This window comes from Bacteroides cellulosilyticus DSM 14838, from assembly GCF_000158035.1.
Classification (GTDB): domain Bacteria; phylum Bacteroidota; class Bacteroidia; order Bacteroidales; family Bacteroidaceae; genus Bacteroides; species Bacteroides cellulosilyticus.
In genome coordinates this window covers 544,465-566,758 of the sequence record NZ_EQ973492.1, presented here as the reverse complement: position 1 = coordinate 566,758, position 22,294 = coordinate 544,465, and the positions used below count along the sequence as shown (strand labels likewise).

Sequence of the window (22,294 nt, the reverse complement as noted above, 5' to 3'; positions counted from 1 at the left end):
TTCATCATTGTTTGGGTGATACTTCCTTTCTCTTTCCGGCTAAAGTCCAGTCCCAAATGACGACTTTCTTCTTTCAGCACATCATACTTCCGCAAACACCCGAAACAAAGAATATTCAGATCTTCGCAGATTTCACGCAGCATCTCTTCATGCCGGTCACCGCCCACCTGGTTGAAAATGACACCTGCCACCTCCACTTGCGGATCAAAATCCACATATCCTTTTATCATTGCCGCCAATGAGTAAGCCGCCGCCTTGGCACTTACCACCAGCACCACAGGCAGACGAAGCACCTTTGCTATCTCTGCCGACGAGCCTTTACTACGGTCATATCCGTCAAACATTCCCATCATGCCTTCTACAATACAAACATCCGCATCTACTGCATGATGATTATATACCTTACATACATGATGCTCGGAAGCCATAAAAAGGTCCAGATTGTAAGACGGAATTCCGCAAGCTTTTTCATGATACTTCGTGTCGATATAATCCGGCCCGCACTTATAGGGCTGTACACGTAGTTTTTTCTGCGTCAATAACGTCATCAGCAATCGGCTGACAGTGGTTTTTCCAGTGCCCGAAGTAGGCGCCGCTATCAGAAATTGGGGAATATTTCTTATCATGCATACTTGAGTTAACGAGTTAACAAGGTAACAAGATACAAGGGCAAAAGCCTTGTCAACTCGTATCTGAAATCCTTGTCAACTAAATTTCTTTCCCGCAAAGGTAGTATATATTCCCCAAAACTCTTACCTTAGCTGCCCAAATAAAAGTAAATTACTATGATTACTGAAGAACTCAAGAAATTATATTGTACGTATACCGGACACGAACCGGAAGCTATTGAAGAACTTCCTTCATCCGGCTCCAACCGTCGTTACTTCCGCCTTACGGGCACCCCTACCCTTATCGGTGTCAGCGGGACTTCCCTCGAAGAGAATCAGGCTTTCCTCTATATGGCAGACCATTTCCGCAAGAAAGGACTGCCCGTGCCACAAGTCGTAGCAAAGAGTGATAACGATGCATTTTATCTGCAAGAAGACCTGGGAGACACTCTCCTATTCAATGCCATCGAAAAAGGACGCAAGACCAGTGTTTTTGATGAAGAAGAAAAGCAGCTTCTGCGCAAAACAATGCGCCTGTTGCCAGCCGTACAGTTCTCCGGTGCAGACGGAATGGACTTCTCATATTGCTACCCACAATCAGAATTCAACAGCCGCAGTATCTTATGGGACTTGAATTACTTCAAATACTGTTTTCTGAAAGCTACCGGAATGGAATTTCAGGAAGACCGCCTGGAAGATGATTTCCAGAAGATGGCGGATGTATTGATGCGCAGTAGTTCGGCTACATTCATGTATCGTGATTTCCAGAGCCGGAACGTTATGATTAAAGAAGGTGAACCATGGCTCATCGACTTCCAAGGCGGACGTAAAGGTCCGGTTTATTATGATGTAGCTTCCTTCCTGTGGCAAGCCAAGGCCAATTATCCTGAGAGCCTTCGCAAAGAGCTTTTAAAGGAATATCTGGACTCCCTGTGTAAATACCAGCCTGTGGACGAGAAATATTTCTATGCTCAATTACGTCATTTCGTATTGTTCCGTACCATGCAAGTGCTGGGTGCTTATGGCTTCCGTGGCTATTTCGAGAAGAAACCTCATTTCATCCAAAGCGTCCCCTTCGCTATTGAAAACCTGCGACAGCTATTGCAGGAACCCTATCCCGAATATCCGTACCTCTGCCATGTGCTGAAAGAACTTACCGAGCTGAAACAATTTACTGACGACCTCCAGAAGCGCCGCCTTATAGTAAAGGTCACCAGTTTTGCATATAAAAAAGGTATCCCTGAGGATTCCAGTGGCAACGGTGGTGGCTTTGTATTCGACTGCCGTGCCGTAAACAACCCCGGTAAGTACGACCGTTATAAACCCTTCACCGGACTGGATGAACCAGTTATCCGCTTCCTGGAAGACGATGGAGAAATAACCACGTTCCTCGAACATGTATACGGTCTGGTAGATGCTTCCGTGAAACGATATATGGAACGTGGATTTACGAACCTTTCCATTTGTTTCGGATGCACTGGCGGACAACACCGTTCGGTTTATTCAGCACAACATCTGGCAGAACATCTGAACCAGAAATTCGGAGTACAGGTAAATCTGATGCATCGGGAACAGAACATTGAACAGACATTTAAAGCGAAAAGCTAAAGACTATCTCCTAATAACCCGCTCCGTACCAAATCCGTACCTGCTCCGTATCTATACAAACAGCCTTTATACGGAGATAGTACGGAGTTGATACGAACCTAATACGGAGTTGATATGGAGATGGTACGGAGATCATGCAGAGATAGTACGGAGTTGGGGCATAAATCTCCTTCTTTTTCAATCCGCTTATGAAACTTACATTTAAAATCTTAATTCAATTTATCAGTAGCTCAAGAATTTAAAACAATGAAAGCAATGATATTTGCCGCAGGCCTCGGCACCCGCCTGCGCCCACTGACAGACAATATGCCCAAGGCACTTGTCTCCGTAGCAGGCAAAACGATGCTGGAGCGTGTCATCTTAAAACTAAAAGATGCCGGCTTCCATGATATCACCATAAACATCCACCATTTTGGAAGTCAGATTATAGACTTCCTTCGTGCAAACCAGAACTTCGGTGTGGATATTCATATCAGTGACGAACGGGGTGAACTGCTGGATACCGGTGGTGGTATCAAAAAAGCCCGTCCTCTGCTGGAGAGCAACGAGCCTTTTCTTATACATAATGCCGATATCCTGACAGACCTGGATCTCAATGCTTTCTACCACCACCATCTGGAAAGTGATGCAGATGCCACTCTGCTCACGAATCACCGGAAAACATCCCGTTATCTATTGATGGATCAAGATAACCGCCTTTGTGGTTGGACGAATATTTCTACAGGCGAAGTACTCACCAAAGAACTCGATTATCCCAGCGATCATTATCAGTTGCAAGCCTTTGGTTGCGTCCATGTTCTTTCTCCCTCTATTTTCCGCTATATGGAAGATGAACGCTGGACAGGGAAATTTTCCATTATTCCGTTTTATGTGGATATCTGCCCGAAAGCACGCATTCAAGGATTTCCTATAGACAGCGAAAACTGGTTTGATGTGGGCAAGCCAGAGACACTGGCAAAGGCAGAAGCCTATTATGCGTCTTTATAAAACAGGTTTCATCTTCACCAACTGCCCCTGGGCATCAAATAAGTATTCGTAGTTGAAGGAACCGTAAATACGATACTTCCAGCGGGCACTTTTCTCAAAACGGCGACTGTCATCCAGGATGGTCGCCTGATAGACGGTCTCCAGTTCATGAATGAACTCTTTAGATTCCGGATCCGGGTATCTATAAGTGGGGACAATAATACGTATATCGGGATATTGCTCTCGCAGATTTTTAATTTCTGTACGGACAGCATCTTTTTCATTGGGCTTCAGAAAAAAGAGTAAACACACGGGATGTCCCTGCCCTGCAATGTCCGAAAAGAGCAAACTGTCTTTCTCTCCATACTCCACTTGTTTGAAGTCAATAAAATGATCTCCCGGCTTCAAGCTACGGGTAGCATCCAGCATCCGTTTCAGTCCTATCAATACAGATGTACTGTCGTGCATTTGTGAAGGAGTTTTCTGATACAATGTCTCCAGTTCATCCGGATAGATCGCTGCCCAACGATCAAACACCATCCACCCTATTGCGTTCCGGGCATTGTCGAATACAAATTGCCGCGTAGCTTCCAGTGGAAAATCATCTTCATGCCAAAGTTTCCAAAGACGTACGTTTTGTGAATGGAGATTGGTACTTTTATCCGGTACAGGTATTGCCGGTGGGACTACATTTATCAACGTCAGTTTTCCTCTTTCGGGATAAAAGAAATTCATGCTACCGGGATGCTCCATTCCATAGATATGCAACGTATCTTCTTTTCCGGAAAATAAAACTTCTCCGTTTCTGATAATAGCGAAGTCCAAGGGAGCTTTCCCATAATCACGGTCACCCGTCATACGGTCGGCGCCATATCGCCACAGGTAGACCGTATCTCCTTCGTAAGCGCCCAGTCCGGTATAGTGCACGGTAAAAGTTTGTTCTTGCGATTGACAACTGATGAGTCCCAGAAACAAAGAGTAAAATATCCATTGATTGATTTTCATAAAGCCCAGATAGATTGAGTAAACAAACACATTGTACAAAAGAACAATCTTTTCAGTAAAGATGCAAGCAAAAAAGACAATATATAAAAGCATTTGTTAATGAAATATCCATATATTTGTGACATAACATTAAAAAGACTGACTATGAAACGACTGAGATTAGGACTATGGGCATGTTTCTGCTTTTGTGCAGCCACCACCCTTATGGGACAAAACAAGGTGAAAACAACTACCGAAAAGGTAATGCTGTTCATTGACGGCGCCCAAGTGACGCGTACCAAACAAGTAGATATTCCGGCAGGAAATTCAACACTCATCTTTACCGGATTATCCCCCTATATGGATGCACAAAGTATGCAGGTCAGTGCCAAGGGAAAACTCACCGTTACGGCAGTCAACCGGCAATACAACTATATAGACAGCCTTGCCGTCAGCGAAAAACAACAAAGCCTGCAAAAGGAGCTTAAAAAAATAGAGAAACAGCAAAAAGAACAGAATGCCGAGCTTGGACTTATCAATGCCGAATATGAAATGCTGAAAACAAATTGCTCCGTCAGTAATAAGAATACCGCTACTTCTCTGGCCACTATCAAAGAAGTGAATCAATATTACTCCGGACAGTTGAAAACTCTGAAAACAAAAGAACTGGCTATCAATGAACAGATAGCCGAACTTGCCATCAAACAGGGACAACTAAACTCTGAACTGGCACAACTAAGTGGTAAATCTCTAACCCCTATGAGTGAAATTATGGTCAATGTAAATGCGCCAGCAGCTTGCAAAGCTACATTCACTCTGAACTATTATGTAAAAAATGCCGGTTGGTTCCCTTCCTATGATGTTCGTTCCGGTAGCCTGGCCGAGCCTATCTCCATCATTTACAAAGCCAACATCTTTCAGAATACCAAGGAAGAGTGGAAGAACGTAGAATTATCCCTTTCCTCCTCTAATCCTTCCACCGGAAGCGTAGCCCCCACTCTGTCTACTTACTGGTTGGATTACGGACTTGCAGCACCACGCTACAATTTGAATCTCAATGGAAACACTGTTTCAGGAATCGTTCTTGATAATGAACGTACGCCCGTAATAGGTGCTACCGTTACCATTCCGGGGACTACGATAGGAGCCATCACCGACATAAGCGGTAAGTATTCCATAACTATTCCCAATGGGCAAAACAAACTTCAATTTTCATATATTGGCTATCAGACTCAGACCAGAGATATACAAGGAAATATTATGAATGTTACCCTTCAGGAAGATACACAGGCATTGGATGAAGTAGTGGTAGTAGGCTACGGCGCTGAAAGAAAATCTCTTATGGCAGGTGCTGTCTCCGGGCTTAAGGTAAACCATAAAAAAGATATTCAATACGAAGAAGAAACCAGCATGGCCCTTGAAGTTGAACAAAGCCAGGGACAGATGGGCTACGAATTTGAAATAAAAGTGCCCTACACCATTCCTTCTGATAACAAGCCTGTAGTTGCTGAAATCGGTCATTACGAATTACCCGCTTCCTATACTTACCAAAGTACTCCGAAGATAGATAAAGATGCTTTCCTGATTGCCCAGGTAACCGATTGGGAAAAGCTAAACTTACTTGAAGGCGAAGCAAATGTTTACTTTGAGAATACTTTCATTGGCAAGTCCATTATGAATGTCACCCAACAGAACGACACACTATCCTTCTCTTTAGGTCGTGATAAACGTATCATGATACAGCGTACGAAAGAGAACGAATATACCTCACGCAAGTTTATGGGTTCCAATCAGACGCAATCCATTGCATGGAAACTTTCTGTCCGCAATACGCGTCCCGAACCTGTCAATCTTACGCTTTACGACCAACTGCCCGTATCACGCAACAATAACATTACCGTAACAGCAGAAGAAATCAGCGGCGGCAGTCTGGATGAAGCGAAAGGTATCATCACCTGGCAAATTACCTTACAACCCGGCGAACAACGTGATTTAGCTTTACGCTATAAAGTGAAGTACCCTAAAGGGCGAAACTTAATAATAGAATAATGCTTTTCTTATGACTCTAAGACAGAAAATATCTGATATTCCCCTGTATCTCCAAATCCTGATAGGAATGATTACCGGTATTATCATCGGCCTCATCGCCTTACAGGTAGACGGTGGTGATACATTCATCCGCCACTGGATACAGCCTTGGGGATAAATCTTCATCCGCCTTCTCCAACTGATCGCCATTCCCCTGGTCTTTATATCTCTGATAAAGGGAATGACCGGACTGAAGGACATCAGTAAATTTTCCCGTATCGGCGGAAAGACCATCGGAACATATATCTGTACGACTGTAGTCGCTATCCTCATAGGTCTTGCAATGGGGCTATTGGTGCAACCGGGCAAACTGGTAAACCACGAACAAGTAGCCCATCTGCAAGAACAGTTCATCCGTGCCATGTACCCCGTACAACTGTTTGCCTTCACAACAAGTAGTAGTGCCGCCACTTTGCCCGTAACCCTGAAGACTGTAGAACAAAAATTAGGTATTTCAGAAGAAGTCAGTTCATTTGTCCTGCCTGTAGGCGTTACCATAAATATGGACGGCACTTCCTGTTATCAAACCATTGCCATTCTTTTCATCGCACAAGTTTTAGGGATCGATCTGAGTTTCTCCCAACTCTGTATCATCGTTGCTATGACCGTACTTTCTTCTATCGGTACCCCGGGTATCCCCGGAGGCAGTTATGTCATCTTGGCAATGGTGCTCACTTCCGTAGGCATTCCGGTAGAAGGTCTGGCATTGATATTGGGGGTGGACCGACCATTGGACATGCTGCGCACCGCAGTAAATGTAACCGGAGATGCAGCGGTATGTTCCATTATTGACAGATAATTCATCACATTAGAATAGTTGCTAAAGTATTTTCACAAATACCTTCTGATTTCTAAAAATATCTTTATCTTTGCAATCGGAATTGGCAATCGGAAAGTATATCAATGCGTCCGACTCAAGGGAATCCGGTGTAAAACCGGAGCTGTACCTGCAGCTGTAATCCTCATTAAGAAAAAGTCTGTAACCACAAAAGCCACTGACGCCGCAATGCGATGGGAAGGCGATACAGACAGGGGAAAGCCAGAATACCTACCAACTTCCGTTACTTGAGCACTTAGCTTTCAGGATTAAAAGCGATGTCACCCCTATACTATAATTATAGGCAAAACTATTTTTATTCTTCCGGGTCATTAGTATTCGCATACAGAAGCGATGTGCCGTTACGTTTTTATTAAACAGAAAATCGGCAAACGATGAAGCACAAGTATTTACTTGGAGCGGTGTTTGTGTGTGCGGTGCATTCTGCCTCCGCCCAAAGCATCCTCGAAAACAAGAATGAAGAAGAACTGTCACTTATGTTGCAGGAAGTAGTAGTGACTGGTACAGGTACCGAACATTACCTGAAAGACGCGCCTGTGCAAACCGAGGTTATCTCGCGTAAAATGCTGGATAGCTACGGTGCCTCCTCCCTTGAAGACATACTAAGTGGGCTATGCCCCTCTTTCGACTTCAGTTCCAGTGACATGGGGTCGAATATGCAATTGGGCGGATTGGGAAACGGCTATATCTTGCTCCTCATCGACGGCAAAAAGATACATGGTGACGTAGGCGGGCAAAATAACCTAGGACTGATAGATCCGGCACGCATCGAACGTATCGAGATTGTAAAGGGAGCCGCTTCGGCACTCTATGGCAGCGATGCCATTGCAGGTGTAATAAACATCATCACCAAGAAACATCGTGAAAACGTTCTGGTCACAAACACCACACGTGGCGGATCATACGGCGAATTCCGACAATCCAATGCTTTCCAATTCAAGTCGGATAAATGGACCTTTGCCACCAACTTTCAGTTGAAACATTCCAACGGATGGCAGAACACTACTTACGAAGACCCAAATCGATATGAAAAGCCTGTCACCAATTCCATCAATAAAACCGTGAACCGATATACCGACTGGCAAGTTTCACAACACATCGGCTATCAGGCTACCCAGACACTCAGCCTGTATGCAGACGGTAGTTTCTACCGCAAACGCGTATACCGCCCTTGCGGAATACCCGATTACAAAACATACGATTTCCTTTATCGCAACGCTTCAGCCTCAACAGGTGGTAAAATGAAGCTAAAAAATAATAATAGCATTACAGCCGATATACATTATGACAGTCATGCCTACTATTATGCCTATACCCACGAAACCTGGGACAAAGAATATGACGATAACGGCAAGGAAATCAGTTTCCCGTATTCTCCCGGTGACAAGGGTCTGCAGAGTGACCAAAGCCGTCTGCTCATCCAGACTAAAGGAATATTCAACCTCCCCTATTTCAACCGTTTGAGTGCAGGAGTTGATATGGAAATAAACTGGCTGGATGCTCCCCGCCGACTGGACGAAAAGAATGTTTCCGACAACACAGGTTCCTTTTATCTTCAGGATGAGTGGTCGCCTTTTAGTCAGCTGAACATCACAGCCGGTGCACGATTAACACTGAACAACAATTTCGGTATGCGCGCCACGCCCAAAGTGTCGGCTCTCTACAAGCTGGGCGACTTTAACCTGCGCGCCACTTATTCCGAAGGCTTCAAGACTCCGACTCTGAAAGAACTCCACTACCGTTATATTCGCCAAATGTCTCTCGTTATCCTAAACTTAGGTAACAAAGACCTGGAACCTCAAACCAGCCGTTATGTTTCCGGTGGTGTAGAATACAATGGTACTGACTTTAGTATCAGTGCCACAGGTTACTGCAACTGGTTAGACAACATGATAACTCTTGTGACGATTCCGACCTCTCAGGCTCCAGGTGACCTCGTCGTCACCTACGACCCGGCTCGTGTTCGCCAATACCAGAATATGGATGACGCACGCACCTGCGGCATAGATATCAACGCCAAGTGGATACCTTTCAAAACGCTTACCTTGGCGGGCGGTTACAGCTATCTGGACACAGAAGCGAATCAGTACGATGAAGAAGACGAAGTGATGAAACACATCGTCATAGATGGTATGGCTCACCATCGCGGCACCGTCAGTGCCGTCTGGAATTATGATCGGAAAAACAGCAATTATCGACTCAGCGTAGGTCTGTATGGCCGTTTCCAGAGCAAACGCTATTATCAGGATGACGGTAACGGCAAAAGCTATCACCTCTGGCGCCTGAACACACGCCACCAGTTCAACCTGGGCAAGCAATGGGATGCAGAAATCAATGCAGGCATTGACAATATACTGAATTATTATGAAACGACCTACCATGGACTGAACTACGGAACAAACACGGCAGGAAGAACCTTTTACGTCTCATTGATGGTACAATTTGGACAGAAAAAGAGAAAAACCACATAGTATTAACCCTTTTAAAAACAATTAATGACATGAAACAATTCAAGTTAATGATGATGGCGGCACTGGCTGCTCTGATGTCTTTCTCCGTAGTATCTTGCTCGGACGATGACGATGACTCGGCACAATCCAAACATGATAAGAAAATGGAAGCTGTATCTGCCGAAGTAAAAGCTAACAAAAAGCATGACATTGCTTTGTTGCTTGTTACTTTCGGAAGTACTTGGGACGCACCGCAGGAAACCTTCAAAGGCATGAAAGAACAATTCGCCAAAAAGTTCTCCAACATGGATGTCTATTTTTCTTTCACTTCAGAAATCTGTATGACCCGTTGCGCAGCCAAAGGCTGGAACTATTATGCTCCGTCTTTCTATCTGGAAGCTATCGGACTTGCAGGTTATAAAACAGTTTGCGTACAGTCTTTACACGTTATCCCGGGTGAAGAATATCTCCGGGTGCAAAATTCCGTGAAAGACTTTCACTACAGCGGTGACCACCCTGAATTTGGAGATATAAAGGTATACTTGGCCGGTCCGTTGCTGGAATCGGAAGATGATGTGAAGGAAGTGGCAACTATTCTGCACAAAAACTATAAAGCAAAAGTAGATGCAGGCAAGATTGTTACGTTCATGGGGCACGGTAACCCCGAAGGCTGGAACTACGGAAACGGTAACTCCCGCTACACCATGTTGGAAGAAGAACTTCAGAAGACTTACAGTTCCAATTATTTTGTGGCAACGGTTGATATGGAAGATAATTATGTAGATAACATGATTTCCCGCATGCAAGCAGCCGGAAAAGCATCGGGAGACGTCATCTGCCATCCATTGATGTCCATTGCCGGAGATCATGCCAACAATGACATGAAAGGCGGCGTAAGCGAAAACGATCCCGAAGAAGGAAGCTGGCGTTACGAACTAAACAAAGCCGGATATACTTGTCCACTCAGCAATTGTGATATCAAAGGACTGGCCGACTATTCTGAAATTGTAAACGTATGGATCAGCCACATGTCGGCAGCCCTACAGAGTGAACCGATGTATGACCCGGACGCAGAAGAATAAACATTAATCTCTCTCTTTAATTACTTCTTGAGAAGGTGTATGGCGGCAGTTTACTGTTCGTTATGCACCTTCTCTTTATTATTAATTCAGGCACTAAATCTCATTAATAAATATTAATGCGCGCCATAATAATATAGATTACACGCATCTTTTTAATTTTCAGATTGTTTATTCAAGTGATATTGAAACAAACGGAACAAAAAAAAGAATAAGTTATGAAAAAAATTATCGTATTATTGATGTTAGTTTTTATAGGTGCATCTACAACAATCTATGCACAGGAAAGTAAAAGTGAAAGTCGCCGTGCTGAACGTAAAGCCCAACGTGATGCAGAAAAAGCTCGGGAGAAAATAGAAGAAGAACGAGCATACGCTAATGCTGCACAAGCCATAAAGGATAGAAAGTTTGTATTGGAAGCGGATCGTGTGACATTCAAAAGAGGCCGTAGTGCTTTTGTTACATCCAATACCAATTTTATCCTTTTAAATGGAGATCGGGCATCCGTACAAATTGCTTTCAACGGTGCTTTTGCAGGTCCTAATGGAATTGGAGGTGTTACAGTAGATGGCACTGTAGGTGAAGTAAAAACCACCACTGACAAAAAAGGGAATGTAACTTGCAATTTCAGTGTGACAGGTGTAGGAATCTCTGCACAAGTTTCCATCAGACTCACTCATGGCAGCAACAACGTATCCGCCACAGTAAATCCGAATTTCAACTCGAATAGATTGACGCTGGATGGCAAGCTCATTCAACTGTCCGAGTCGAATATATTTAAGGGACGGTCGTTCTAATAATTGCCATTGAACACTTGCGGCTGCGATAGCCTACGCTTGTACAAGTGAGCGTTCACACTTGCACAAGCGTAGGCTATCGCAGCCGTAAGTGTTTCTTATACCCCCAATATAGAACTTTTTTATTTATCATTTATTCTTTTGATACCTTTTTATACACTCTTTCATTGTTTTTTCTTCTGAATTTCATATCTTTCGCTTTATAAACGTACAAATACATTACTTTTCAGCCTGCACCTCTATTTATGTTATAAAAAACATTTTCAGATATTTTCATTGTTCAGACTGACTTTTTATATATCTTTGCAGCGTTTTTGGTTTCGCATCTCCTTGGCTCTATGGGAATGCGATGAAAAGGGAATCAGGTGCAAGTCCTGAACAGACCCGCTGCTGTAAAATCCTTTCAAAATCTTGAATATACTCCAATAGCCACTGTCTGCTGGTCGGATGGGAAGGCATTCAAAGATGGATAAGTCAGAATACCTGCCAAGAACAACATAGTTTTAATGCTTTCGGGAAATGAAGCAGAAAAACATCGAGGCTGGTAATTCTTTATCTTTCATAAAGAATTCTTTTTCTCTATGCACATACTCCCGTAAAGTAAGTCATAAATGCTTTAACTAAGAGATTGAAATGAAAATTATTTCATGTGTACTATTTATGTTAACCTGTTTATCGCAGATAGGTGTAATAGCGCAAAATACGATTACTCTATCGGGAAAAATTACAGACCAACACGGTACCCCTTTATCATTAGTTACAATTGCAGTAGAAAATACCACATCCGGAACTTATACGGATGATAACGGACGGTATTCCCTGAATGTATCACCTGGAAAATGTACACTTGTCGTATCTTTAATAGGTTATCAAACTGTAAGGTCCACATCTAATATCCAACAAAACAAAACGCTCAATTTCACATTGGAAGAAAGTGCTGTTACTTTGAACTCCGTTGAGGTTTATGGAAAGACACAGACACAGAAAGTGAAAGAAGGAGTTTTTTCCGTCAATGCTCTCGATATAAAACCTATAGTAAATTCGCTAAACAACCTCAATGACCTGGTAAACCGTACAACAGGCATTAAGGTGAGAGAAGAAGGAGGTGTCGGTTCAGACTTTGATTTGTCTATAAATGGTTTATCTGGCAATTCTATTCGCTACTTTTTAGATGGAATGCCGTTGGACACTAAAGGAAGTGGAGTTTCACTTGCTAATCTTCCGGTGAATATTATAGACCGGATTGAAATATATAAAGGTGTGGTTCCTGCCAGCTTGGGAACGGATGCATTGGGTGGTGCCATCAATATTATAACCAAACAAGAAAAGAAAAATTATCTGGATGTCTCTTATGGCATCGGTTCATTCCATACGCACAAAGCAGACTTGAATGCACAATTTGTAGAACCTAAAACAGGACTGATTATCCGACCTACTGTGGGAGTAAATTATTCAAAGAATGATTATAGGATGAAAGATGTGCAAATGCGGGATGAGAGTGGTGACAATTTCATATATGGTAATCCTAAACGCTTCCACGATGACTATTTCTCCTTACTGGGGCAAATAGAGGTAGGAGTTGCCAACAAGTCATGGGCAGATGCATTCTTCGTTTCCGCTTCCTATTCCAAGACAGATAAAGAATTACAGACGGGGGCTGTCCAGACCAAAGTATATGGAATGGCGGAAAGAAATTCAGATGCCTGGAATATTTCAGCACATTACCAGAAGCGTAATTTCATTCTGAAGAATATGCAGCTGAATACTGCCCTCTCCCATACTTGGGATCACTCATTGACCGTGGACACCACCTACCGAAAATATTACTGGGATGGTGGATACATAGATGGCCAGCGTAATGAAATTATGGGCAAAGAACGATCTATGCGTCATTATAAGCGTCCACTGACTGTGGTCCGTGCCAATCTGGATTATAAACTGAACAATCATCATAACTTTAACTTGAACTATCATCTGAGTCGTACCGGCAACGACCGTTATGATGATTTAGATACCACTTTCGAGCCATCCAACGATGTTGTGTCCAAACATATCCTGGGCTTTTCCTACAATCAGTCGTTATTAGAGGGCAAGATGGAGAATGTGTTTTTCATAAAGGATTATATCAATCACCCGAATATCCGGCAGACCGATCAGCCTAGCGTGACCGGTTCTGAAGCGGTACAAGGTTCCACAACCAAGAACTATCTAGGCTACGGTGTCGGACTTCGGTACACTGTAGCGGAAGCTTTAGCCGTGAAAGTGTCCTATGAGCATAGTGTGAGACTTCCCATCGCACGCGAACTATTGGGAAACGGTACTAATGTCTACGCCAACGTAGCACTGAAACCGGAAAACAGTGATAACTTCAATGCCGGTCTATTCGGTACGTGGCATCCGGGTACCGGACATACCTTCTACTACGAAGCAAGCGGATTCTTCCGCAAGGTTGACAACTATATTCAGAGCGAAGTTGCTGAAAAAGAAGGTACAATGAAATATACCAATGTACCCGCAGTCCACATTAAGGGTGTGGAAGGAGAGGTACGCTACGATTGGCAAGGTAAGCTGCAACTTGCCAGCAACGTCAGCTATCAAGATGCCCGCGACCAACAGAAGTACAAGAATGGCGGAAAACCATCGGCTACCTACGACAACCGTGTACCCAACCGTCCTTGGTTGTTTGGTAGTGCGGAAGCATACTATACTTTCCGTAACGTGGCATTACCAGAAAGCAAGCTACGCCTAGGTTGCACTTATCAGTGGATACACTGGTATTACCTTTTGTGGGAGGCTTATGGTGCCACTGAAGGCAAGGCACGCATTCCGACTCAACATATCTGCAATGCTGATATTACCTACTCATGGAAACGCGGACGCTACAACATTGCTTTAGAGTGTACCAATTTCCTCGACAAGACAGCCTATGATAACTATAAGTTGCAAAAACCCGGACGTGCTTTTTTTGCCAAGTTCCGATTATTCATTAACTAATCATTAATAATTATTCAAGATGAAAAAATTCAAATTTACACTCTTGGCCTTTATGGCAGCCATGATGGCAATCTCATTTACGGCTTGTTCTGATGATGATCCTACTCCTACTCCAGATCCGGGTATCAATGAAGGTGATTATCACTTCGACCTTTTTGTAACCGTAGGTAAGCATGGCGGTATGAGCAGTAAAAACACTACTATTGTCACTAGTACCAGTACATTGACGGCTGATAGAGGTGTCATCACCGTTGAAGGAGTAGGATCGGAACTCGGAGATTACTCTATGGAGTCTATCTCAAAAGGGAAATACTATTATCAAATCCCTGGTTCCGCTGACCGCTTCGTAAAGTATCAGATCAAGAATAATAAAATCGATGTGATTGCAGAGCGCCCTTTCAAGACTAATACTTATAAAGTACGTGCCTACACACATGCCTGGATTGACGATAACACACTCGTTATCATATCTACCAACGGCGACAAGGATAAAGTTCTTTATACGAAACTGACAGCAGACGATTTAACTATCCTTGATGAAGGTGAAGTAACTATACCCGCTCCTACCGACTGGAAAAAGCTGACAAGTTCAGGTATTCTCACCTACCGCAAGTCAGACAATAAATTATATTACTTCTACTACTGGAAAGAAAAGGCAGGCCAAACTGTTGCAAGTGAACAAGAGCCTAATTTTCATGCAGCCATCATCAACCCATCAACTATGAAGGTGGAAAAAGATATTATTTCTCCCGTTGAAGGTGAAATGGCAGGAAGTGCTTACGGAGAATTGATGCAGGACTGTGTAGCGTATGACGAAGCTGGTAATCTTTATCTGGCTTGTTTCCATGAAGAAGCAAGCGGTCTTGAAAAAGGAATGTTGCTGCGTATCAAAGCGGGTGAAACAGAGTTTGATACCTCTTACAATGGTTATTCCAATGCAGATGGTAAGTTGATGACTGTTCAGTATTTAGGAAATAACAAAGCTCTGGTATATGCTCGCAACGATAATGCACCTATTAGCGACAAAGCTGCTGCTGCAGGAATAAAGAAACCTACAGCTATTGATGCATTCTCACATTACTATGCCATCATTGACCTTACTACTGGAACCAAAACTCGCCTGAGCTACAATGGCAAAGAAATTGCTTACAGCGGTGGCCGCTTCTCGCAACGTTCCGTTATCTTTAACGATAAAGCCTACATCGGTGTAGATACAGAAGAGGATGCCAATGCTATTATCTATATCTACGACATTAAGACCGGTACCGTAGAAAAGGGAGCAGAAGTGGAAGGTAAATTCTACTTCGACATGATACGTGTCGTTGAAAACGATTAATCATCATATATTCAGGTACAGGTTATACGATAACAAGAATCATTAATCTCTTTCTTGTAATTTTCGTATAATCTGTACTTAAAATATAAATTGACACATAACCTTTTTCAAAATATTTAAAAAGCATCATTTCTACCTTATGAAAAAGCTATTTATCCTTTTATTTCTTTGCAACCTCACTTTCCTATGCTCTGCGCACGAGGGGGAAAACTTCGTAGCAAGCGATATGCTCGCAAGTATGAAACCCGGTGATAAAGCCGCCCTGCTGATGGTACACTTCGGTACTACACACGATGATACCCGTGCCCTGACCATTGACGCTATCAATGCGAAAGCCCGCGAAGCATTCCCTGATCTGGAAATACGTGAAGCCTTTACTTCCCGTATCATTATCCGTCGTCTTAAAGCACGCGGCATCGAGAAACTAACTCCGCTAGATGCTATGCTCCGTCTGCGTAGTGAAGGTTACACACATGTTATTGTGCAAAGCTCGAACATCATTGACGGCGTAGAAATGGAGTCACTTCGTCGAGATATGGAAAGTGTACAACCTTTTTTTAAGGAAATCCGTATCGGCACTCCCCTGCTCTATTCAGTGGAAGATGCAGAAAAGATAGTTGAAATATTGAATAACAGACTCACTGATACGCAAAATCAAAAAGCATCCATTAAGAAAGGTGAGCATTTCGTACTTGTCGGTCATGGCACCTATACTCCCAGCACTGCCATTTACAGCCAGATGGACTATATGCTGAAAGCTAACGAAATGAATAACTTCCACGTAGGTACCATCGAAGGGTATCCTTCATTTGAGACAATGCTGGCACAGTTGAAAGCCGGAAAGGCGAAACAAGTTACCTTGGTACCATTTATGTTCGTAGCCGGAGATCATGCCAAGAATGACATCGCCGAAGATTGGAAAGAAGCACTCGAAAAAGAAGGCTACACCGTGAATGTCCGTATGGAAGGACTGGGACAAGTACCCGAGATACAGGAAATTTTCATCAACCATATCCGCTTTATGCTGAAACATCGCATGCTGAATATCATGGAAAAGAAAGCCGGATATGCTGCCGGAAAAGATGTGGAATAACAGATGAATATCATTACCAAATTAATGTACTCTTTACATAGGATACTGGGCACACTGCTTTGTATCCTATTTCTTATGTGGTTCCTCTCCGCTTTTGTGATGATGTACCACCGCTTTCCACGTGTCAGTGCAAAGGAAAAACTACAAAAGCAAGAATTACTCTCCGCCTCAGGCGACTCACTGCCTGATATCACTTCTGTCCTTTCACGTCTGCCCAAAGGAGAAAAAGTGAGAAAACTCACCTTAGACCGCAGCCTGGGGCAAACAATCTTCCATATCCGTACCAACAAAGGAATACATGAACTTCACCTGGACCCATCGGACACATTGTCGATAATCGACAATGAACGCATCCGGCAAATAGCTACCTTATGGTCCGCCTCCCCCATTGCATACATTGACACCCTACATACACTGGATCAGTGGATACCTTTCGGTGAACTGAAAAAGAAAATGCCCATTTATAAGATACATTTTGCTGATGATGCAAAAACACAGCTTTACATAAGTTCACAAAGCGGAGAAGTATTACAACTTTCCAACAGGAACGAACGCTTCTGGGCATGGCTGGGAGCTATTCCCCATTGGGTGTACTTCACTTGGCTACGGCAAGACGCCACGTTGTGGAGTAAAACCGTTATTTGGTTATCCGGCATAGGTTGCCTTATGGCAATTGCAGGGATATGGGTTACAGTCGACGTATGGCACAGGACACGTAAGAGTCATCGCCAAGGGTTCTCACCTTACCGGAAGAAATGGTATCATTGGCACTATGTCAGTGGCATTTTTTTCGGAATATTCGTATTGACCTTTACTTTCAGTGGCATGATGTCCGTTGCCGATATTCCGGAATGGATTCATAAACCGGCTTTGAAGAGCAGTCCGCTACGTACACTGCAAGCAAAGGCGCCCCAACCAGAAGATTACACGCTGGATTATCGCACCGTGATTACCAGTTTCCCGGAAGTGCGGCAGATAGAATGGAGCAATTTCCGGAAACATCCCTACTATACCGTTAAAGATGGAAAGGGAGAACAATATATTGATGCTACGGATAGTGTACCACATACTCTGCAACTTCAGGAAAAAGAGATTCGGGAAGGTGTGGAAAGTGTATATGCTGCCGACAGTATTCCGGCACATCAACGTCCGGAGCTACACATGACACTACTGAACCATTTTGAAACTTATTACCGCGATATGAGTAGTATGTATCGTGGACGAAGTCAACTTCCCGTCTGGAAAATAACGGTGGATGATCCTGACCGGAGTGTTTTCTATATTCATCCAGAAACAGGTATCATCCGTTATGTCAATACCTCTTCCCGTTGGAAATACTGGAGTTATACGGCTATGCACCGGATGCGTCTTCCGGGCTTGAATTCAAATACCACTTTACGTAAGACAGTACTATGGATATTACTACTGGGTGGAACAGTAACTTCAGTAACCGGTATAGTGTTGAGCATAAATTATGTTCGAAGAAAATGTCGCAAAAAACAAAAACGCTTACTATGAACAAGAAAAGAACAGGAATAATCCTTGGCTGCATAATCGCCGTGGTCATCGTTTGCTTTGCAGCCTACAATTATTGGTGGGCACCTACCCGCATCCTCATCATCAATCCCCTGCCCGCACAAGCAGCAGACATCGCACTGAATAATGATTGCAGCCATATCCGCGTGAAGTGCATCAAGATGGAGGAAGTGAAAGACCTTTCCGGCTATGATGCCATCATGATGTACGGACGCGGATTGTTTCTGGACGAAACACAAGTAGCGGAACTGGAACGGGTAGCTGCCAAAGGTATTCCAGTTTTTACCAATGCGCTAAGACACTTCAACTTCATCGTCAACCACAATATCACTCCTGAACAACAGGAGACCCTGCAAATGTATTTCCAAAATGCTTGCAGACAGAACTACAGGAATGCTTTGCGCTATCTGCGACACATCTCCACTCCCCATCGACTGGGTGACCGTTCTTTTGAAAATCCCATAGAATTACCCAACAACCTGTTTTATCATCAGGAATACGGTCAATACTTCAAAACTCCGCAAGAATTGACTGAATATCTGAGACAAAAACAGCTCTATCACGAAGGTGGGCGCAATCTTGCTTTTATCTCAGGCATCAGTTTTCCGGTAGAAGGTACCCGCGCCCATGTAGATACCCTGATCTCCCGTCTGACACAGGCAGGTTTCAACATTTATCCCATCACCGGTAGCGGTAAGGGACGCGAAGACCTGATACGTACCCTTCATCCCGACGGATTGATTTATCTGCCTATGGGACGTCTGGGAAATGACTCGCTCATTAACTGGTTACATCAGGAAAATATTCCCCTCTTCATGCCTTTCCCACTGGTACAACCGCGTGAAGAATGGCTGAACCCCAACGTACCTGTAAGTGGAGGTACACTGACGGCACGTGTAGTAGTACCCGAAATAGACGGAGGCATGGCCCCCTTATGTATTTCCACACAAAATGAGAATGAAGAAGGATATATTCTGCACACACCGGAACCGGAACGGATGGATGCCTTAGTTGAGCATATCAGCAAATATATGTCTCTTCGCGATAAATCCAACAAGGACAAACGCGTCGCTATCTGCTACTTCAAGACACCCGGTAAAGATGCCTTGCTGGCAAGCGGCATGGAGGTGATTCCTTCTCTTTATAACTTCCTGAAACGCTTGCGCAATGAAGGATATGACGTAAGCAACCTGCCTGCCACCGTAGAAGAATTCGGAAACAGGATATATCGTGACGGCTCTGTCATGGGTTCGTATGCCAAAGGGGCACAGGAACAATTCCTGAAAACAGCACACCCTGTATGGCTGTCTACCGGACAATATGAAACCTGGGCAAAAGAAGTGATCCTGCCGGAAAAGTACAAGGAAGTAACTGACCGTTATGGAGACGCTCCCGGCAATTTATTAGCCACAAAAGACAGTATCGCCATTGCTTGCCTGCGATTCGGTAATGTGTTAATGTTTCCACAACCCCGTCCGGCATTGGGAGACGACGATTTCAAACTGGTACATGGCATGCCCGTAGCACCGCCTCACAGCTATCTGGCACCTTATCTGTATATGCAGAAAGGTTTTAAAGCGGATGCACTGATACACTTCGGCACACATGGAAACCTGGAATATACTCCGGGAAAGAATGTGGGTTTATCACAGGCAGACTGGTCGGAAGCATTGGTAGGTAATCTGCCGCATTTCTATTTCTATACTACGGGAAATGTAGGAGAAGGTATTATTGCCAAACGGCGTACACATGCTGTACTCGTCACTCATCTGACTCCGCCTTATGCGGAAAGTGGCATGAGACAGCGATATAACCAATTACTGGAAGATATTCATAAGCTTCTGGATGAAGGAACGGAAGGACATCGCATGCTGGGAATGCGCGTCAAGAAAGAGACTGTTCGCCTGGGACTTCACCGGGACCTGGAACTGGATTCCGTACCGGACAAACCCTACACTGCCGAAGAACTGGAACGTCTGGATGCCTTTACCGAAGAAATAGCTAATGAGAAGATGCTGGGTGCATACTACACGATGGGTGAGCCTTATTCGGAACGTGACTTACTGCAAACCACCCTTGCCGTCAGTGCAGATGCCCTGGCTTACGAAACGGCCAAAGCTGACCGGGATAAAGGCAAGATTACTACGGAACAATTGCAAGACTTTACATATATAGCCCACCATTATCTGCCAACGGCAAAGAAACGACTGACGGCTATGTTACAGAATCCGCCTCGTGATACGGCTACCATTGCCCCGGACCTTCGCCCCGCATTGCGCTATCGCGAACAACTAATAGCTTCTACTGCCAATGAATTCAACGCAATGGTGCGCGGTCTGAATGGAGGAACAGTTCTGCCTGCCCCGGGTGGAGATCCGGTATTGAACCCTAATGTATTGCCCACAGGAAGGAATATGTATAGCGTAAATGCTGAAACAACCCCTAATCCACGTGCATGGGAAGACGGAAAACGACTGGCGGAAGCAACCCTGAAACAATACACTGGCAAACATGGGGAATATCCGCGGAAAGTGAGTTATACTTTCTGGGCGGGTGAATTTATCACAACCGAAGGAGCCACGCTGGCACAAGTCTTCTGGATGCTGGGTGTGGAGCCTGTACGCGATGGCCAAGGACGTGTAGTAGATTTGAGACTTGTGCCCAGCGAAGAACTGGGGCGTCCACGTATTAATGTAGTGGTACAAGTCTCAGGACAGCTTCGTGACATAGCCGGATCACGTCTGAAGTTACTGACGGATGCGGTTCGCCTGGCGTCGGAAGCAAAGGACGAAGCATATCCCAACTATGTGGCATCGGGAACAGTGCTACAGGAAAAGTTACTGGTGGAAAAAGGGACTTCCCCAAAACGTGCACGGGAAATGTCTGTGATGCGTGTATTCGGTCCTGTTAATAGTGGATACAGTACAGGAATCATGGGATATACCGAGCATAGCGGATCATGGGAGGATGAAAAGGAAATCGCCCAAGGATATCTCAATAATATGGGTGCCGCTTATGGTGATGAGAATAACTGGGGCGAAGTTCAAAAAGATTTGTTTGCCTCCGCCCTCTCCGAAACGGATGTAGTGATTCAGCCGCGGCAGAGTAATACATGGGGAGCTATTTCATTGGACCATGTATATGAATTCACCGGCGGATTATCTCTTACTGTAAAAACACTGACAGGTAAAGAACCGGATGCTTATATGGCCGATTACCGTAATCGTACCAACCGCCGCATGCAGGAGACCAAGGAGGCGATTGCTGTGGAGACGCGGGCTACGATACTGAATCCGACATTCATACAAGAACGGATGAAAGGCGGTGCAGGTTCGGCACAAATGTTCGGAGAGATTTTCCGCAATATCTTTGGCTGGCATGTAATGCGTCCGTCGGCAATGGATAAGGAGATTTTTAATGACCTGTACCGGATGTACATTCAGGATGAAAATAAACTCGGAATACAAGATTATTTTCTCCGGGTGAATCCGGCATCCTATCAGGCTATGACTGCGGTGATGCTGGAAAGTGCACGGAAAGGCTATTGGAAAGCAAGCCCTGAACAGTTGAAAGCAACAGCTGCACTACATGCACAAATAACCCGTGAGAAGGGTGCCGCCTGCACGGAGTTTGTATGCGATAATGCCAAATTACAGTCGTTCGTTGCAGATAATCTGGATGCGAAAGAGAATCAGAAATTCAATCAGGATATGAAAGCAATATATGAAGCCGCTTCGGCCAATGGAAAAGATGTAGTATTGAAAGAAAAGAAGCTGACACCGGAACAGGTAGCGCAGAAACGTACTACAAACGGATTAGTGATTGGAGGCGTGGTACTGGTGGTGTTCATTGGACTGGTTGCATTAATTAAAAGAAGAAAAATTAAATAGCCAGCATAGTACTGGAGCAAGGTTTCC

Annotated in this window: 15 protein-coding genes and 2 riboswitches; of the genes, 13 read left to right on the top strand and 2 right to left on the bottom strand. The window is 44.2% G+C overall.

From position 1 onward, the window contains the following. On the bottom strand, positions 1–626 hold a 626-nt coding region (locus tag BACCELL_RS20385; protein ID WP_007213941.1), incomplete at its 3' end, for a nucleotide-binding protein. 159 nt (positions 627–785) lie between these two features. Between BACCELL_RS20385 and BACCELL_RS20380 the strand changes: the two genes are divergently transcribed. Together BACCELL_RS20380 and BACCELL_RS20375 are read left to right on the top strand one after the other, a co-directional pair. Next, positions 786–2,216, top strand: coding sequence for a RapZ C-terminal domain-containing protein (locus tag BACCELL_RS20380; protein WP_007213940.1), 1,431 nt, complete (start codon positions 786–788; stop codon positions 2,214–2,216). A 246-nt stretch (positions 2,217–2,462) separates the two neighbouring features. Further along, positions 2,463–3,203, top strand: coding sequence for a nucleotidyltransferase family protein (locus BACCELL_RS20375; RefSeq protein WP_007213938.1), 741 nt, complete (start codon positions 2,463–2,465; stop codon positions 3,201–3,203). On the opposite strand, the gene BACCELL_RS20370 is transcribed toward BACCELL_RS20375, so the two are convergent. Further along, positions 3,198–4,187, bottom strand: coding sequence for a hypothetical protein (locus BACCELL_RS20370; RefSeq protein WP_044154258.1), 990 nt, complete (start codon positions 4,185–4,187; stop codon positions 3,198–3,200). The genes BACCELL_RS20375 and BACCELL_RS20370 overlap by 6 nt on opposite strands. 144 nt (positions 4,188–4,331) lie before the next feature. Here BACCELL_RS20370 and BACCELL_RS20365 point away from each other — a divergent pair, with 144 nt between their 5' ends. The 11 genes from BACCELL_RS20365 (at position 4,332) to BACCELL_RS20315 (ending at position 22,267) form a co-directional block, all read left to right on the top strand. After that, positions 4,332–6,215: a mucoidy inhibitor MuiA family protein gene (locus tag BACCELL_RS20365; protein WP_394372944.1), complete on the top strand. Its 1,884-nt coding sequence runs from the start codon at positions 4,332–4,334 to the stop codon at positions 6,213–6,215. 10 nt (positions 6,216–6,225) lie between these two features. Next, a complete protein-coding gene (locus tag BACCELL_RS27520; RefSeq protein WP_007213935.1) occupies positions 6,226–6,372 on the top strand; it encodes a hypothetical protein in 147 nt (48 codons plus the stop codon). Further along, positions 6,373–7,053, top strand: coding sequence for a dicarboxylate/amino acid:cation symporter (locus BACCELL_RS20360; protein WP_317130162.1), 681 nt, complete (start codon positions 6,373–6,375; stop codon positions 7,051–7,053). A gap of 66 nt (positions 7,054–7,119) precedes the next feature. After that, positions 7,120–7,324, top strand: a riboswitch (cobalamin riboswitch). 142 nt (positions 7,325–7,466) lie between these two features. Further along, a complete protein-coding gene (locus BACCELL_RS20350) occupies positions 7,467–9,563 on the top strand; it encodes a TonB-dependent receptor plug domain-containing protein (RefSeq protein WP_007213933.1) in 2,097 nt (698 codons plus the stop codon). Between the two features lie 29 nt (positions 9,564–9,592). Then, complete coding sequence (locus tag BACCELL_RS20345; protein ID WP_007213932.1) at positions 9,593–10,624, top strand: sirohydrochlorin cobaltochelatase; 1,032 nt, start codon at positions 9,593–9,595, stop codon at positions 10,622–10,624. Positions 10,625–10,839: 215 nt separating this feature from the next. Further along, complete coding sequence (locus BACCELL_RS20340) at positions 10,840–11,418, top strand: DUF4251 domain-containing protein (protein WP_007213931.1); 579 nt, start codon at positions 10,840–10,842, stop codon at positions 11,416–11,418. A 298-nt stretch (positions 11,419–11,716) separates the two neighbouring features. Beyond that, positions 11,717–11,923: riboswitch (cobalamin riboswitch) on the top strand. A gap of 128 nt (positions 11,924–12,051) precedes the next feature. Continuing rightward, positions 12,052–14,412, top strand: coding sequence for a TonB-dependent receptor (locus BACCELL_RS20335; protein WP_007213930.1), 2,361 nt, complete (start codon positions 12,052–12,054; stop codon positions 14,410–14,412). A gap of 19 nt (positions 14,413–14,431) precedes the next feature. Further along, a complete protein-coding gene (locus BACCELL_RS20330; RefSeq protein ID WP_007213929.1) occupies positions 14,432–15,748 on the top strand; it encodes a hypothetical protein in 1,317 nt (438 codons plus the stop codon). A 139-nt stretch (positions 15,749–15,887) separates the two neighbouring features. Further along, positions 15,888–16,841 (top strand): sirohydrochlorin cobaltochelatase, encoded by a 954-nt coding sequence (locus tag BACCELL_RS20325; RefSeq protein WP_007213928.1) that lies wholly within the window; start codon positions 15,888–15,890, stop codon positions 16,839–16,841. Positions 16,842–16,844: 3 nt separating this feature from the next. After that, positions 16,845–18,359: a PepSY domain-containing protein gene (locus BACCELL_RS20320; protein WP_007213927.1), complete on the top strand. Its 1,515-nt coding sequence runs from the start codon at positions 16,845–16,847 to the stop codon at positions 18,357–18,359. Next, positions 18,356–22,267, top strand: coding sequence for a cobaltochelatase subunit CobN (locus tag BACCELL_RS20315; protein WP_044154156.1), 3,912 nt, complete (start codon positions 18,356–18,358; stop codon positions 22,265–22,267). The genes BACCELL_RS20320 and BACCELL_RS20315 overlap by 4 nt, the downstream gene beginning before the upstream one ends. The last annotated feature ends 27 nt before the right edge of the window (positions 22,268–22,294 follow it).